The organism is Moorella sp. E306M, assembly GCF_006538385.1.
GTDB lineage: Bacteria > Bacillota > DSM-521 > Neomoorellales > Neomoorellaceae > Neomoorella.
This window is the reverse complement of record NZ_BJKO01000001.1, coordinates 2,107,509-2,122,403: the sequence shown is the minus strand read 5'-3', so window position 1 is coordinate 2,122,403 and position 14,895 is coordinate 2,107,509. Positions and strand designations below refer to the sequence as shown.

Annotated in this window: 12 protein-coding genes and 1 riboswitch; of the genes, 2 read left to right on the top strand and 10 right to left on the bottom strand. The window is 55.4% G+C overall.

The features are described 5' to 3' along the window. Positions 1-78: 78 nt before the first annotated feature. Both FLZ89_RS10935 and FLZ89_RS10930 read right to left on the bottom strand, forming a co-directional pair. The gene (locus FLZ89_RS10935) at positions 79-636 is read right to left on the bottom strand and encodes a hypothetical protein (protein WP_172613566.1); all 558 of its coding nucleotides are present in this window, start codon (positions 634-636) and stop codon (positions 79-81) included. A gap of 69 nt (positions 637-705) precedes the next feature. Next, a complete protein-coding gene (locus tag FLZ89_RS10930; protein WP_141304965.1) occupies positions 706-1,464 on the bottom strand; it encodes a YebC/PmpR family DNA-binding transcriptional regulator in 759 nt (252 codons plus the stop codon). Between the two features lie 202 nt (positions 1,465-1,666). Further along, positions 1,667-1,793, top strand: a riboswitch (cyclic di-AMP (ydaO/yuaA leader). Positions 1,794-1,846: 53 nt separating this feature from the next. Between FLZ89_RS10930 and FLZ89_RS15975 the strand changes: the two genes are divergently transcribed. After that, positions 1,847-2,506 carry a CAP domain-containing protein gene (locus FLZ89_RS15975; protein WP_216363883.1) on the top strand — a complete coding sequence of 220 codons (660 nt, stop codon included), beginning with the start codon at positions 1,847-1,849 and terminating at the stop codon, positions 2,504-2,506. 1 nt (position 2,507) lies between these two features. On the opposite strand, the gene cysK is transcribed toward FLZ89_RS15975, so the two are convergent. The 5 genes from cysK to tyrS form a co-directional block, all read right to left on the bottom strand. Then, entirely contained in the window at positions 2,508-3,428 is a 921-nt protein-coding gene (cysK, locus tag FLZ89_RS10920) for a cysteine synthase A (protein ID WP_141304964.1), read from the bottom strand. A 136-nt stretch (positions 3,429-3,564) separates the two neighbouring features. Then, the gene (locus FLZ89_RS10915) at positions 3,565-3,756 is read right to left on the bottom strand and encodes a CooT family nickel-binding protein (protein ID WP_141265102.1); all 192 of its coding nucleotides are present in this window, start codon (positions 3,754-3,756) and stop codon (positions 3,565-3,567) included. Then, positions 3,749-4,180, bottom strand: a complete 432-nt coding sequence (locus tag FLZ89_RS10910) for a DUF3842 family protein (protein WP_141265103.1) — start codon at positions 4,178-4,180, stop codon at positions 3,749-3,751. The genes FLZ89_RS10915 and FLZ89_RS10910 overlap by 8 nt, the downstream gene beginning before the upstream one ends. A gap of 170 nt (positions 4,181-4,350) precedes the next feature. Continuing rightward, positions 4,351-5,016, bottom strand: a complete 666-nt coding sequence (yunB, locus tag FLZ89_RS10905; RefSeq protein ID WP_141265104.1) for a sporulation protein YunB — start codon at positions 5,014-5,016, stop codon at positions 4,351-4,353. A gap of 57 nt (positions 5,017-5,073) precedes the next feature. Then, a complete protein-coding gene (tyrS, locus tag FLZ89_RS10900) occupies positions 5,074-6,306 on the bottom strand; it encodes a tyrosine--tRNA ligase (RefSeq protein WP_141265105.1) in 1,233 nt (410 codons plus the stop codon). A gap of 192 nt (positions 6,307-6,498) precedes the next feature. Here tyrS and FLZ89_RS10895 point away from each other — a divergent pair, with 192 nt between their 5' ends. After that, positions 6,499-9,225: a transglycosylase domain-containing protein gene (locus tag FLZ89_RS10895; protein ID WP_141304963.1), complete on the top strand. Its 2,727-nt coding sequence runs from the start codon at positions 6,499-6,501 to the stop codon at positions 9,223-9,225. Between the two features lie 31 nt (positions 9,226-9,256). On the opposite strand, the gene FLZ89_RS10890 is transcribed toward FLZ89_RS10895, so the two are convergent. The 3 genes from FLZ89_RS10890 to FLZ89_RS10880 all read right to left on the bottom strand — a co-directional run bounded on the left by FLZ89_RS10890 (position 9,257) and on the right by FLZ89_RS10880 (position 14,596). After that, positions 9,257-11,632, bottom strand: coding sequence for an endonuclease MutS2 (locus FLZ89_RS10890; protein ID WP_141265107.1), 2,376 nt, complete (start codon positions 11,630-11,632; stop codon positions 9,257-9,259). Positions 11,633-11,715: 83 nt separating this feature from the next. Continuing rightward, a complete protein-coding gene (locus tag FLZ89_RS10885) occupies positions 11,716-14,304 on the bottom strand; it encodes a DUF3656 domain-containing U32 family peptidase (protein WP_141304962.1) in 2,589 nt (862 codons plus the stop codon). Positions 14,305-14,410: 106 nt separating this feature from the next. Further along, positions 14,411-14,596, bottom strand: a complete 186-nt coding sequence (locus FLZ89_RS10880; RefSeq protein ID WP_141265109.1) for a hypothetical protein — start codon at positions 14,594-14,596, stop codon at positions 14,411-14,413. Between the last annotated feature and the right edge of the window lie 299 nt (positions 14,597-14,895).

Below are 14,895 nucleotides of genomic sequence, written 5' to 3'. Positions count from 1 at the left end.
CGTTTATACAAGGTTTTTTTAAAAGAAATCATGTTTAAAAGGTGGAGGTATGAGGAGCAAAGGGGTAAATGCCGACCTTTAGGGGCGAAATTCGTCCAGGCTATCCAGGGCTTCCAGGACCTCTTGTTCGGAATTGAATTCTGCCTGGTCATTTTCTATTTTTTCCCGCCAGCTGGGCGGCAAGGAGGCAACTTTCAGGTTCGTTACCCGCATTAGTGGTCCCAGGCTGCCGGCCGGGCCCTGATAAATAGCTACCAGGCCATCCTTGACGGCCAAATGGCGTCTGGGTGCATCGGCAGGGCACAGAGCATCTACCTCCTGGATGATGACCAGGTGTTCCTCCTCCCGGGTTATGCGCCAACCCTCGGCCGGTGGGAAAAGAAGGTTCATTTCTTCTTTATCAGCCCAGTTCCACTTGACCCCTGCCGGTAGAGGAATGGGTTCCCGGTGGCCACAGTAGCGATAATATCTCTCCAGGTGAGGTTCCTCCAGTACCCTTGGCTCCAGAAGACCCGGCACCTTTAAGATAACCGGCCTTTGCCCGGTACTTACCCTGGCTTGCTGGTAAGCCACCAGCCCCCCGAGGAGAAAAATCATAAGGCCAAGAACAAAAAAGCGCCGGCTTGCGTCGCCCAAGGTGGCACCTCCTTATAACAGAAATTACCACCTTCTAGCTTTGCCGGCGCAACAAGGTTTTATACCTGCTTATAACTCCAGCTGCTCCAGAACGGCAGCAGGAATGTCGGCGTTGGTATAAACAGCCTGGACGTCATCGTGATCCTCCAGGCGGTCCACCAGGCGCATGACTTTAGCCGCCATTTCCGGATCGTCAATGGTTACTGTAGTCTGGGGTACCATTGCTATTTCGGCGCTAGTAATATTAGCTCCGGCTTCCTGCAGGGCTTTCTTTACCTTCTCCAGGTCTTCAGGAGCAGTCTTTATTTCCATGGCGTCAGGGGCACTATCATCAATATCTTCTGCTCCGGCCTCAATAGCCTGGAGGATTAATTCTTCCCGGGTTTCTCCCGCCGGAACTTCGACGCTAATGACCCCCTTGGGGTTAAACATCCAGGCTACACAGCCGCTTTCCCCCAAATTTCCACCATTGCGGGAAAAGATATACCGGATTTCTGAAGCCGTGCGGTTACGGTTATCCGTAGCAATATTTAACAACATGGCTACGCCTCCGGGACCATAGCCTTCATAAACCATTTCTTCATAAGCTGCGCCTTCAATCTCGCCGGTACCGCGCATAATGGCCCGCTGTATATTCTCATTGGGCATATTGACTTCCTTAGCCCGGGCGATGGCTGCCTTCAAGCGCGGGTTACCTTCGGGGTCACCGCCTCCCTGCCGGGCAGCAATGATAATCTCTCGCCCGATTTTAGTAAAAAGGCGGCCGCGCTTTTCATCCATCTTGGCCTTACGATGTTTTATATTGGCCCACTTGGAATGTCCGGACATGCCTTTACCCCCCTCTCACCTCTAACTGCCGTTAAAATTCTAACATACAAAACCGCAGTTAAGCAATAAGCCTCATTATCTACATTACCCGCTGCCGAATATGTCTGTAATATTTTACCTCGAAGACGCGGCCAATTTTATGTTAACTTTTTGGCACCTATATGGTAAAATTCTATTTAGTAACTTTCATTTCACGCCGTGGCCACCAGAAACGCCGAATTTCCTTTTATGAAAGCGGGGGAACCAATTTTTCTGGGGTTAATCCGTGGCAGGGCTAACCTTTTGCCCGTACCCGTCAGCTAACCTCGCAGGCGTTGGAGGGGGATTTTTTACTGGTCCGCCAAGCGTTAAAGTAATCTAGTTTGTAAAGGAGGGGTTAGTTTTGCGGTCTAAATTCAAAACCCTGGCCGCATCCCTGGCTGTAATATTAATTGTTACCACCCTGGCCATCGTACCGGTCACGCCTGTTCAAGCAGCAACTTACACAATTTACAATGGTAACTATTATGCTTTCCATTTCGCACCGCAAAATTATTTTTACATCAGGTATTACCGCCCGCAACCGGCACCTCAACCTCAACCGGCTCCAGCACCAAAACCGGCACCGGCTCCAACTCCGGCCCCTCAACCTGCATCCCAGTCTGCTACCAGTAGCTACCAGATGAACCAGTTTGAGCAAAAAGTCGTCGACCTGGTCAACGCCGAGCGAGCTAAAGTCGGGCTGAAGCCGTTAACTGTAGATTTACAGCTGGCAAAAGTAGCACGCCTCAAGGCTGAAGATATGCGGGATAATAATTACTTCAGCCACGAATCGCCTACCTACGGATCTTTCTTTAACATGTTACAGAAATTCGGTATTACTTACCGTACCGCCGGTGAAAACATCGCCGCCGGCTATCGAACGCCCGAAGCCGTGGTAGCTGCCTGGATGGGTAGCCCCGGCCACCGCAGCAATATCTTAAACCCCAATTTTACGGCCATTGGCGTCGGCCATGCCAAAGGCGGCAGGTACGGTAACTACTGGGTGCAGCTATTCACCTAATCTACCCTATTTTAAAAAGTTCGGTGCTCAGATAACGCTCGCCGGTATCCGGAGCAATAGCCAGTACTTTTTTACCTTTACCCAGGCGCCGGGCCACCTGCAGGGCGGCATAGACGGCTGCACCGGAAGAGATACCCACCAGCAGGCCTTCCATCTGAGCCAGGCGCCGGGCGGTCATGAGGGCGTCTTCATTGGACACGGTAACAACCTCATCGATTACCTCGCGGCGCAGGACCTGCGGGATAAAGCCGGCCCCGATGCCCTGGATCTTATGGGGGCCCGGCCGGCCCCCGGAAAGGACGGGGGAAGCTGCCGGTTCCACAGCAATTATTTTTATCCCCGGAATTTCCTGCTTTAAAACCTCGCCGACGCCGGTAATGGTACCCCCGGTACCCACTCCGGCCACAAAGGCATCCAGGTCTTTGCCCATTTGCTCTAAAATTTCCCGGGCTGTGGTACGGCGGTGTACATCAGGGTTGGCCGGGTTTTCAAACTGCTGAGGCATAAAATAATCAGGGTTTTCCCGGACTAACTCCATGGCTTTATCTACGGCCCCCTTCATACCCAGGTGCCCTGGAGTTAGGATAAATTCAGCGCCATAGGCCGCCAGGAGTTTGCGACGTTCAATGCTCATGGTTTCCGGCATGACAATGATTAAGCGGTAGCCGCGGGCCGCTGCAATCATAGCCAGGCCAATGCCGGTATTGCCGCTGGTGGGCTCCACGATGGTGGCACCCGGTTTAAGTTTTCCTTCTGCTTCCGCAGCTTCAATCATACTGAGGGCAATTCGATCTTTAACGCTAGCCCCGGGGTTAAAGTATTCCAGCTTTACATATATTGCCGCCCCATTTTCCACCAGGCGTTGTAAGCTTACTACTGGCGTCCGGCCGATTAGCTGGGTTATGTCGGCGGCTACTTTCATGGTTAATTTCCTCCTTAATGTATACTTTTCATATCGGAATTAATCATATTTTAACTTCCGGTACAGATTATGTCAAGTAAAAAGCCACTGCTTCTCTACTATTATGCAGTGGCTTAGCTGGCATTAATGTCTGGATTTAAATGGCCTCCAGGAAAATTTTATGATCGACCAGGGCCATTTCTTTGATGCGGGCACGCAGGATTTTCTTTTTGCCAAAGATATCTTCCATGAGGATACCGTCTTCCCGGGGCACAATCCTGTCAACATTTTCAAAGACCAGTTCTTCTTCCCCGCCCTCTTTCAAGAGATAAGCATTGGCTTCACACATCTTTCCGGGTTCCTCCTTCGCAAAAGGTTTTAAGACGCCGCGCCAGGGCGTCAATCAAGTGGGGTAAGGGTTCAGGAACAACACCAATTATTTCAACGCCGGCCTTATTTATAGGCAGGAGAAATTTACGCGCCGGGCTGGCGGCAATGGCCGCGGCCATGGCCGGCGTCAGTTCCCCCAGCATGGCGTCGGCTATAAGGATGGCTACGGAACCGGTGATGACATCTACCCGGGGGGCGTTATAGATGATGGCCCTTTCACCGGTGGCCCCTTCATTGGCCCCGGCTTTGAGCATGGCTACGGTAGCGGCAGCGTTAGTCCCCAGGGCCAGGATTTCTACCTCTGGCGGTAGTTCTTCCCTGAGCCTTACGGTAATATGCTTGCCGATGCCGCCCCCCTGCCCGTCTACCACTGCTATCCGCAGGTGTAAACCACTCCCTGGTGAAAAATGTAAAAAGGGCCACAGGGAACCTTGTCGACTTCAGTGTCGACTCCGACCTCCTCGTGGCCTTCCATCCAGCGCGGTCTCCACACCGCTTTATAATATAATATTCGCTTTTAAAAGCCCGATTCCTGCATGGTGAACAAGAAAAATTAAAATTGTGGCGTTCGTAAAATACCTTTCACAAAGTCAGACCCCAGGGAAATATAGGTCTGGGGAACGGGGCCGACAATAATGGCCTCAGCCACCGGAATGGTTGAGGTAACCGTTACCTGTTTCCTGGTGAAGGGAGCAACTACCTGGACTTCGCTCTCTACCTGGAGGTAAATGCGGTGGCGCGTCTGGTTGATGCCGGTGGCTTCAAAGGTATCCCCTACATTGACGTTAACGGTACCTATGGGAATAAAACGCAGCGGCACCGGGGGACCGTAGGCTGCCAGGAGTTTTATCCCCAGCACTTGCCCCAAGGGTAAGTAATAGGTTTTCCCCTTCAGCTGGGCCAGGCGCTCCTGGACAGCCAGCTGGGCCTGGGCCTGAAGGCGGCTGATACTCAAAGCGTCGGCCTGCATGAAAACTATCCGGTCATCACTGCTTCCGGGTTGAATCAGGCTATTATAACTTACCTGGCCAGTTATTTTATCCAGCACTGCCTGTTGCATGGCCTCGGTAGCTGCCCAGCGGGCCTGGGCATAAGCTACCGTTTCCATAGCCAGGTGCAGGCGCCATTCCAGCAGGAAGAGCACCAGCAAGCCGGCTACTAAGACGAGCGCCAGAGCTCCCATTGGCTGCCGTCCCAGTCGCCGCCACCGCCGCCGCAAGGCAAACCACCCCCATATAGAAGTATACTCCGGGGGAGGTTAAAATGTGAAATACTTTTAGTGAGGGGCAAAAGAAACACGCAGCCGCGCAAATTTGCGCTTGCCGGCCTGGAGAACCTGGCCGTCGTGTACAGCTATTTCCGCGTCTGGATCAAGCAGGCGTTCGCCATTGAGTTTTACTGCTCCCTGGCGGATCAGGCGCCTGGCTTCACTGGTGCTGGGGGCCAGACCCGCCTGGACCATCAGACGCGGCAACCACATCCTGGCCTCCTGAACGATCACCTCCGGCATTTCTTCCGGCAGGTCGCCCAGCTGGAAAACCTGGCGAAATTCCTTCTCCGCCTCCCGGGCAGCTGCCTCCCCGTGGTAGAGGCCGACAATTTCCCGGGCCAGACGCATCTTTACGTCCCGCGGGTGCAGGCTACCGCTGGCGAGGCCCTGTCTTATGGTTTCCAGTTCCTCCAGGGGCACGGCCGTTACCAGCTCGAAGTAAGTCAGCATAAGTTCATCGGGCAGAGACATGGTCTTGCCGTACATCTCTTTAGCCGGTTCGTTGATACCGATATAATTGCCCAGGCTTTTACTCATCTTCTGCACACCATCCAGCCCCGGCAGGATGGGCATCATCATGGCCACCTGGGGTTCCTGGCCGTACTCCCGCTGTAACTGGCGTCCCATGAGGAGATTGAACTTTTGGTCCGTTCCCCCAAGCTCGACATCAGCCCCCAGGGCCACGGAATCGTAGCCCTGCATCAGGGGGTAAAAGAATTCGTGGACGCTAATGGGCCGGTTATCCTGGTAACGGCGGGCAAAATCTTCCCTTTCTAGCATCCTGGCCACGGTAATCTTGGCAGCCAGCTGGATAACATCGGCAAAGGTAAGCCTGGCCAGCCACTGGCTGTTAAAAGTAACCTCGGTCCGGGCCGGGTCCAGGATTTTAAAAATTTGCTCCTTGTAGGTTTCGGCATTGGCCAGGACTTCAGCTTCCGAGAGCTGCCGCCTGGTTTCCGATTTACCGGTTGGATCGCCGATTCTCCCAGTAAAGTCGCCAATAATGATAATCACCTGGTGGCCCAGTTCCTGGAACTGGCGCAATTTCTGGAGCACTACCGTATGGCCCAGATGAATGTCCGGGGCCGTCGGATCCAGGCCCAGTTTAACCCGCAGGGGGTTCCCGGTGCTGAGGGACTTCTTTAGCTTGGCCTTTAGGTCTTCCTCCGGAATAATTTCAGCCACTCCGCGGCGCAAGACTTTAAGCTGCCGCTCTACTTCTCGTTCCAACCGAATCATCCTCCGTAACCTGCTCTTTTCGTGCCCAGGATTTTACTCGGCAACTTTTTGCGTAAAACAGGCGTTTATAATCTATAAATTAGCGAACCTGTTTAAGTTTAACATAAGCTATGAGTGAGCTTCAAGCTCTTATCATTCCCCTGGGGGTAAAGCTATGTTATAATAAAGAGGCCGTAAAGGAGGTCACGGACAATGGCACCCCCGAAAAAACGAAAGCGCAAATTAAACGTTTTCCGTGCCCTGTTGCTGACCCTGCTGGTCCTGGCTGTGGTGCTGGTGGGCGCCGGCGCTGGTTTTACCATTGGCGTCATCCGTACTATGCCTGACTGGCAACCTGACAAACTCCAGCTGGCCATGACAACATTTATTTACGATAAAGACGGCCAGCTTGTCGAAGAGCTGCATGGTGAACAAAACCGCATTGTTGTGCCCCTGGAAAAAATTCCTAAAGACCTGCAGAATGCTGTCATCGCAACCGAGGACGCCCGTTTTTATCAGCATCACGGTGTAGACTTAAAAGCCATTCTCCGGGCATTGTGGATTAATTTGCGGAGCGGCAGCATCCGCGAGGGCGGTAGTACCATTACCCAGCAGCTGGCTAAAAATGCCTTCATTGAGAATCCTGAACGCACCTTGAAACGTAAGATTCAGGAAGCTTTAATGGCCATTGAACTGGAACGCACCTACACCAAAGAAGAAATCCTGGAAAGTTATCTAAACATTGTTTACCTTGGACCCGGTACTTACGGGGTAGAAGCGGCGGCGCGGTTATACTTTGGTAAATCTGTGTCTGACCTGGATCTTGCCGAGTGTGCCATGCTGGCCGGCCTGATTCAGAGCCCGGCCAACTATGATCCCCGTTCTAAAGGCAATGAGGAAGCTGCCAAAAACCGCCAAGCGCAAGTGCTAAACAATATGGTCAAGTACGGCTATATTACCCCCGAACAGGCAGAAAAGGCCAAGGCGGAAAAACTGGAGTACCGCGAAACCTCCAAAACACAGGCCGAAAAATTTCCCTACTTTATCGACGCCGTTATTGATGAAGCCGGCCGCCTGCTGGAAAGCCAGGGTATTGAAGCCGCCGAGCTTTACCGGGGCGGCCTGAAAATTTATACTACCCTCGATACCAAAATCCAGGCCGAAATGGAAAAAGTTTATCAGGATAAATCCAATTTTCCTCCCAGCAGTCCCGACCGCCTGATTGAAAGCGCCATGGTGGTCCTGGACCCCCGCACCGGTGAAGTACGGGGCCTGGTCGGCGGCCGGGATTATACTACCAGGCGGGGCTTCAATCGGGCCATCCAGGCTGAACGCCAGCCTGGTTCTACCATCAAGCCTCTGGTTGTCTATGCCCCGGCCCTGGAAAAGGGGTACCCCCCGGCCTTTGTCATCGATGACGTGCCGGTTACCTACCCCGGTACACCCAAACCCTTTACCCCGGTCAATTACGACGGCCGCTACCGGGGGCTCATCAGCATGCGGGAGGCCGTGCGGTGGTCCGTCAATATTCCCGCTGTTAAAATGCTTAATTCTATCGGCATCGATACGGGCTATGAATTCGGTCGCCGCCTGGGCTTGCCCTTAAAGCCGGAGGACCGTAACCTGGCCCTGGCCCTGGGGGGCCTGACTACCGGCGTCTCCCCCCTGCAAATGGCTGCTGCCTACGGTGCTTTTGCCAACCAGGGGGTATACATCACCCCTCACTTCGTGACCAGGATTACCGATCGTAATGGCCAGGACTTAATCGTCAACAAGCCCCAGCGACGGGAGGTCATGAGCGAGCAGGTTGCCTACCTCATGACTGATATGCTGGAAACCGTCGTTATGGCCGGTACCGGTAAAAATGCCCAGATAGGCCGGCCGGCAGCGGGTAAAACAGGTACCACCTCCCTGCCAGATACGCCGGAATACAGGGGCCTTAAAGGGGAAAAGGACGCATGGTTTGTCGGCTATACCCCCGAACTAGTAGGAGCCGTCTGGATGGGCTATGACAAGACCGATCCCAAACACTACTTGAAAAGTGTTGCTGGCGGCGGTTACCCGGCTCTAATCTGGAAGAAGGTAATCGGTGCTGCTTTAAAGGATCAACCCGTTCAGGACTTCCCCCGCCCCAGCGGCATAATCTATGCCGATGTCGATGCCAAGTCGGGCCTCTTGCCCAGCGACCTGACACCCAGGGAGTTTATCGTCAAAGAAGTCTTTACCCAAAGCATGTTACCCAAGAAAGTCTCCGATGTCTGGGTCCAGGTCCAGGTCTGCACCACCACCGGCCAGCTAGCTTCGCCCAATTGCCCGGATGTAACGACGGGGGTCTTTTTAAAGCGACCCGACGGCTATAACGGCCCGGTGAAACCGGAAGACGCCTACCTGGAAGCGCCAACGGAGGTCTGTACCCTCCACGGCGGCAAAGGCAGTGACAGGCCGGGGCTGGTAAGCATCTGTACTGACCCCCGCCACGGCGCGGAACTTTTCCTCGCCAATATCCCGAAACCCGGGGAAGGTGGGGGCTGCCCGCCCCAGTACGTGAAGCAGGTCCAGCTGCCCCCGGAAAAAACTCCTACCCGGTACTGCGACCTGCCCGATCACCGGCTAAGTAAAGATACATTGGGGCCGGGAAACGAGGAGACAGGTCCGCCGGCCCCCAATCTAACGGCTCATTTGGAAGTAGGCCCCAACGTCAGCCAGCCCAGGGTAATTCTGCGCTGGGAGCTTCCCGGGAAGGATGATTTCCTCTTTTCTATCGAGCGCAGCAACCAGGGCTCCAGCCGCAAGAGCCTGGCCATAGTAAAAGATACCACATATACCGATACCAGCGTAAAACCCGGCTTTACCTACCGTTACCGGGTCATTGCCCTGGATGAGAAGAATAAGTCCAGTACGCCGTCAAATGAAGTCACTATCGCCATCCCCAGGCGATAGTAAAAGCCCCGGGCTAAAAACCCGGGGCTTTTTAGCGGCTAATATACACCACGGTGACACCGCTGCCACCTTCGCCAGCCCCACCCAGGCGAAAGCCTTTGACCAGGGGGTGCTGCCGCAGGTAATCCTGCAGGGCTACCCTTAAGGCACCGGTGCCTTTACCGTGGATTAAACGCACCTGGTTTAACCCCGCCAGGACGGCATCATCCAGGTAGGCATCAACCCGGTGACAGGCTTCTTCTACCGTCAGCCCTCGCAGGTCGATCTCCGGCCTGATATCGTTATTGCTTACTGTCTTTACTGTCCAGCCGTTCTTGATGCCTTCCCTTTCAGGCCCTGCCTTGGCTTCCGTCTCTATCAGCCGCAGTTCCTTTAATTTAACATTTATTTTCAAAATACCAACCTGAACCAGGACTTCCCCCTGCTCGTTAGGAGGACTGAGAACTTCTCCAGCCTGACCCAGAGTCGCAAGGAAAACCTTGTCGCCTACCTGGAGGTTTTCCGGTGGTTGGCTGCTAGCGGCAGGCTGGTACTGGTTCAGCCCGGCTTCCACGGCATCTTCCAGTTCTTTCAGTTGCCGCCGCGCTCTGGCTACTGCCTGTTGCTGACCGCGCAGATTTTCTTCAGCCAGGGCCTTTTCCAGGCGGGCCATGATTTCCCTGATCTCCGCCCTGGTTTGCCTTAAGATACCCCGGGCTTCCTGGCGTACTTTTTCCATCTGCCTGGCCGCCTGCTGCTGCCATACTTCTTTTTCCCTCTCCAGTTCAGCCTTGGTCATCTCAGCCTCCCGGCGCAGAATTTCGGCCTGCTCCCGTTCCCGGGCACTCACCCGCCTATCTTCAGCCAGGCCGGCTATCAGGCGGCTGACGCGCTGGTTTTCTTCGCCAAGGAGGCTCCGGGCCCGTTCAATAATGGCGGGTGAAAGCCCTAAACGGGAGGCAATGACAAAGGCATTGCTCTCACCCGGAGTACCGATGATCAGGTTGTATGTGGGCTGGAGGGTCTCGCTGTCAAACTCGACGGCGGCGTTTTCCACCCGCGGGGTGGCATAAGCATAGGCCTTCAGTTCGCTGTAGTGGGTGGTGGCAATCGTCCTGGCCCCGGCATTCGTAAGGTAATCCAGAATGGCCATGGCCAGGGCCGCCCCTTCGGTCGGGTCAGTACCGGCCCCCAGTTCATCCAGGAGAACCAGGCTCCCCGGTGTTACCTCTTTTAAAATAGAGACAATCTGCGCCATATGGGCCGAAAAGGTACTTAAGGACTGCTCAATGCTCTGCTCGTCGCCGATATCGGCATAAACGGCGGCCGTAGGGTCGACTTCCGTACCTTCGGCCGCCGGCAGGTGCAGGCCGCACTGGGCCATAAGGGTAAATAGGCCCACCGTCTTTAACGTTACCGTCTTGCCGCCGGTGTTGGGACCGGTAATGACCAGGGTATCAAAATCTTCGCCCAGGGTGAGGCTGACGGGCACCACTTTTCCTTGCAGCAAAGGGTGCCGGCCGCGGTAGATACGCCAGCGTCCCTCATTATTCAACCGCGGCTCTATGGCCGCCATCTCCAGGCTTAAGTATCCTTTGGCGAGGGTAAAGTCCAGTTCACCCAGGGCAGCCAGGGTAATTTCCAGTCTCTCCTTCTCCCGGCCGATGAGGTTGCTTAAATGCCGCAGGATGGCCTCGATTTCCCTGGCTTCGGCCATCTTCAAGCGGCGAAGTTCGTTATTTAGCTCTACCAGGGCCATGGGCTCGATAAATAGCGTCGCTCCGCTGGCCGACTGGTCGTGAATCAAGCCCGGCACCTGGTGGCGGTACTCCTGTTTGACCGGCAGGACGTAACGATCATTGCGGATGGTATACAGGTTATCCTGGAGATACTTCTGCATTTCCGCTGAACGGAGGTAGCCATCCAGGCGTTCTTTTATCCTCTCCTGGGTCTTACGGATCTGCTGCCGCAAGGCTAGAAGCCGCGGCGTTGCCTGGTCCATAACTTCGCCGTCGGGACCAATAGCCTGGCCGATGGCCTTTTCCAGGTCACGGAAATCACCAATCCTGTTAGCTGTCTCCCGCAGCACCGGCCAGTTGCCGTCCTGGCCCAGGAGGTACTGCCGCACTCTCCGCCCCCCGCTCATGGTGGCGGCCACCTGCAACAACTCTTCCTCTTCCAGGAGCCCGCCCACAGCCGCCCGGGCGACTTGCGGCCGGATATCATGGATATTGCTGAAGGGTATGTCAGGGTAACGCCGCAGCACCTGCTCCGCCTCGCTGGTGGCCTTGATGCGGTTGCGGACCTCCTCAATGTCCCGTACCGGTTGCAGGGCGCGGGCCAGCTCCGCTCCCAGGGGTGAAACACATTTCTCCTCCAACCGCTGCAGGATTTTATCCAGTTCCAATTTTAAAAAGGTCTTATTCAACCATTGTTGCCCCCATCTCTTCTTTTCTCCGACCTGATGATAACCATGTCGGCGGCCGGGGTCAACAGGAAACCCGCACCTGTCTATTCTATTACTCCCCGGAAATAATGGCCGCGGGTGATGCCGGTAGGAGCCAGGTTTTCCGCTTCCCTGGCCAGAACAGCCAGCATCTCACCACCTTCCCCGCTCTCCAGGGCGGCCAGGGCCTCGTGGTACAGGCCCGTCACCCGCCGGATATAGCCAGGAGGCTTTTCCCGGGCTTCAATCCGTACCCATTCAAGGCCCAGGGCGGCAATTTCCTCTAGATGATCGAGGAGGCTCATTTCCCTGGCATTATATAAATAAAACCGGCACTTCCGGTCGGTAGTGACCGGAAAAATCAGGCCCAGACGGTCTTTTAAACCGTAGCGTCCCCGCCGGCAGGGAGCGGTGCAAGCCTGACCAGGCCTTTTGCCCCCCAGACGCGCCCCCAGGACGCAGTGGGCCGAAATCATAAGGGGCAAAGCCCCGTGGACAACAGCTTCCACCGGTAAAGGAGGATCCAATTCCCACAGCTGTTCCATGTTCATCTCCGGGGAAAGGGTTACGCCTTTAAGCCCTGCTCCGGCTAGGGCTTTGAGAGACCAGGTATTGAAGGCATTGAAGGGATAGTCGCCCCACCCGGCAAGACCGTATTCCTTTATAATTTGCAGGCCGCCAGGTCCTGCAATGAGGAAAAGGCTGGCTCCGGCAGCAGCCAGCCTTTCAAGGTGCCGGGTCACGGCTGCTGCTTCGGTCTCATGCCAGATCCGCGGCAGGGCCGGGATGACTGACGCTCCTTTTTCTCCTGCTGCAGCCATTAGCTCCTGCAGCTGAGCCTCCTGCGGAGGTTCTTTCCCCTGCCAGACTTCGCCGGTGAGATAAACCCGTCCGGCCCCGGCCGCCAGGGCGGCCCGGGCTCCTTCCAGGTCGCCCACGGCTACTGCCAGGCGCGGCACCCTTCGCGGGCCCTGCCTTCCGGCTGAGGATACACCCTCGTTCCCCGGATCGTGTCCCTTGCCCGCCACCGACCTGGCCCCCTGCCTTTCCCGCCCCCTCCGGGACAGGAGCCTTTCCAGGCCTTGCCGAAATTCTGTTTCCGGCGGCACCCGCCGGGGCCACGCTGCCAGGCGCACCTGGCGTAACTTTTCTATAGCCTCCCGGCGGACACGGTTTAACTCGCTTAAAGGCACCATCACCGGCCCCGCCAGGCTGGCAGTGAGTTCAGCCAGCCGGTAAGGGGTATTGCCCAGGCGGCCCAGCTGCTCTGCCAGCACAGATTCATCCAGGGGGTGGCGTTCCGCCACCTCAGCGTACACAGAAGTCCGGGCCTGGACCCGGTGCCCCTGGGGATCAACAACCTCCAGCTTTAAAGGTTCTCCCGCCCGGGCCTCAACTTTCATGGTCAGAGGCAGGCGCCGCTCTTCCCGGGGTGAAGTATAGGTGCGCCGGACTTCCTTCAGGAGTTCCACGTCGCTAGTCTTAAAAATGCGGTCCCCGGGCCTGGTCGACGGCGGCAGGTCCAGGGTCACCGTTGACCCTGCCGGGGCGAAGGTTACCTCCCTTCCCCCCTGCCAGATGTGGTGCACCACCAGTCCTTGATGGCCACCCCGGCTCACCCAGACTTCCAGGCCGTCCCCCTGGCGGAGGGGAGCTTCCAGGTGAACGAGGAAGCGCTCGCCCTGGCGCCGACCGGCTCGTCCCAGGTAAAGGCCGCGGTTGCTGGGCCGGCCATAGCTCATTAGCTCAGCACCCGGGTCCCCATCCAGGTAACCCGGGGTAAAGTCGCGGTTGAAGATCTGGGCTACTTCCATTGCCTCTTCCGGCAATACCTGAAAGCCTTCCGGGTCGGCCAGGTAACGGTCAATAATCTTGCGGTAGGCCCTGGTAACTACGGCCACATACTCGGGACGCCGCATCCGCCCTTCAATTTTAAAAGCCTTAACCCCGGCAGCTATTAACTGCGGTACCCGGTCCAGGGTATAGAGGTCACGGGTGCTTAAAAGGTGTTCCGGTTTTAATTCCAGAGGCCGCCCTGTTTCATCCACCAGGGTATAGGCCAGACGGCAGGGCTGGGCGCAGCGGCCGCGGTTACCGCTGCGCCCTCCCACCATGCTGCTGAGCAAACACTGGCCGGAATAAGAAAAGCAGAGGGCGCCGTGGACAAAGGCCTCCAGTTCTATTTCCACCTGGCGGCTGATGGCCTTAATATCGGCCAGGGATAACTCCCGGCCCAGGACAACGCGCTTGAAACCTTGCTCCTGTAAATATTTAGCCCCGGCGGCGCTGGTGACCGTCATCTGGGTACTGCCAATGAGAGGAATTTCAGGCAGGAGCTTTCTGGCAAGGGTTGCCAGCCCCAGGTCCTGGACAATAATACCGTCCACCCGGGCGTTACCCAGGAAATAAAGATAATCAAGGGCTTCCGCCAGCTCCCTGTCAGCCAGGAGAATATTGACGGTTACGTAAACACGGGTATCGCGCTCATGGGCGTAGTCAATGGCCGCCAGGATTTCTTCCTGGGAAAAATTTGCCGCTCCCTCCCGGGCATTGAATTGCTTCCCACCAAGGTAAACCGCGTCCGCACCATTGCTTACTGCTGCCTTTAAAGCCTCCGGGCTCCCGGCCGGGGCCATGAGTTCTACCTTTGTCATAGTGCCACCTCAAGGCATATTATACCGCCAGGAAAGGCAATAAAAAACGCCGGCAGCAGAAAATTTTCCCGCTCCCGGCGTAAACTCTCCTCCGTAGTTCGCCATTCTAGTTTTGCTCCACCCGGCTCTGAGCCTTATCATAGGGTGAATAAGCAGCACCAACAAACCACTCCCAGTTGGACCGCAGGCAGTTATAACGTTCATCCAGGCGGGCATAAGCCTCATTCAATTCGTTAACCGTCAGGGCCGGCAGTACCCGTTTGTATTCCACCTTGGCTAAAACCTGAGCCATTTTTAACGCCTCCCTTTAAAAATTCCTTTTGCTAGAGTTATTTTACCACACTTTTTTAACAGTTGCGTCATCCTCCGGCTACAAGGTTGTTTTTTCTTTCCCAGTGGTCGAAAATCCCTCCCGAACAGTTTTTTGTACTTCTCTTCACTATTTAACAATATGCAAATTCCGTGCCAGGGAATAAAAAAACGGCCTTCGCGCCTTGGTAGGCCTTGCGAAAGTCGTCTTTTTTGCATAGCCGGAATTCGGTGCACCTATACAAATTATTGAATTTACATTGCTCAATAGACCGGGAAATA

What these genes read in the sequence shown, in the direction of transcription:
- FLZ89_RS10885 (WP_141304962.1), bottom strand. Translation starts at nt 14,304, where the DNA reads ATGACAAAGGTAGAACTCATGGCCCCGGCCGGGAGCCCGGAGGCTTTA.
- FLZ89_RS10880 (WP_141265109.1), bottom strand. Translation starts at nt 14,596, where the DNA reads ATGGCTCAGGTTTTAGCCAAGGTGGAATACAAACGGGTACTGCCGGCC.
- FLZ89_RS10915 (WP_141265102.1), bottom strand. Translation starts at nt 3,756, where the DNA reads ATGTGTGAAGCCAATGCTTATCTCTTGAAAGAGGGCGGGGAAGAAGAA.
- FLZ89_RS10930 (WP_141304965.1), bottom strand. Translation starts at nt 1,464, where the DNA reads ATGTCCGGACATTCCAAGTGGGCCAATATAAAACATCGTAAGGCCAAG.
- FLZ89_RS10895 (WP_141304963.1), top strand. Translation starts at nt 6,499, where the DNA reads ATGGCACCCCCGAAAAAACGAAAGCGCAAATTAAACGTTTTCCGTGCC.
- tyrS (WP_141265105.1), bottom strand. Translation starts at nt 6,306, where the DNA reads ATGATTCGGTTGGAACGAGAAGTAGAGCGGCAGCTTAAAGTCTTGCGC.
- cysK (WP_141304964.1), bottom strand. Translation starts at nt 3,428, where the DNA reads ATGAAAGTAGCCGCCGACATAACCCAGCTAATCGGCCGGACGCCAGTA.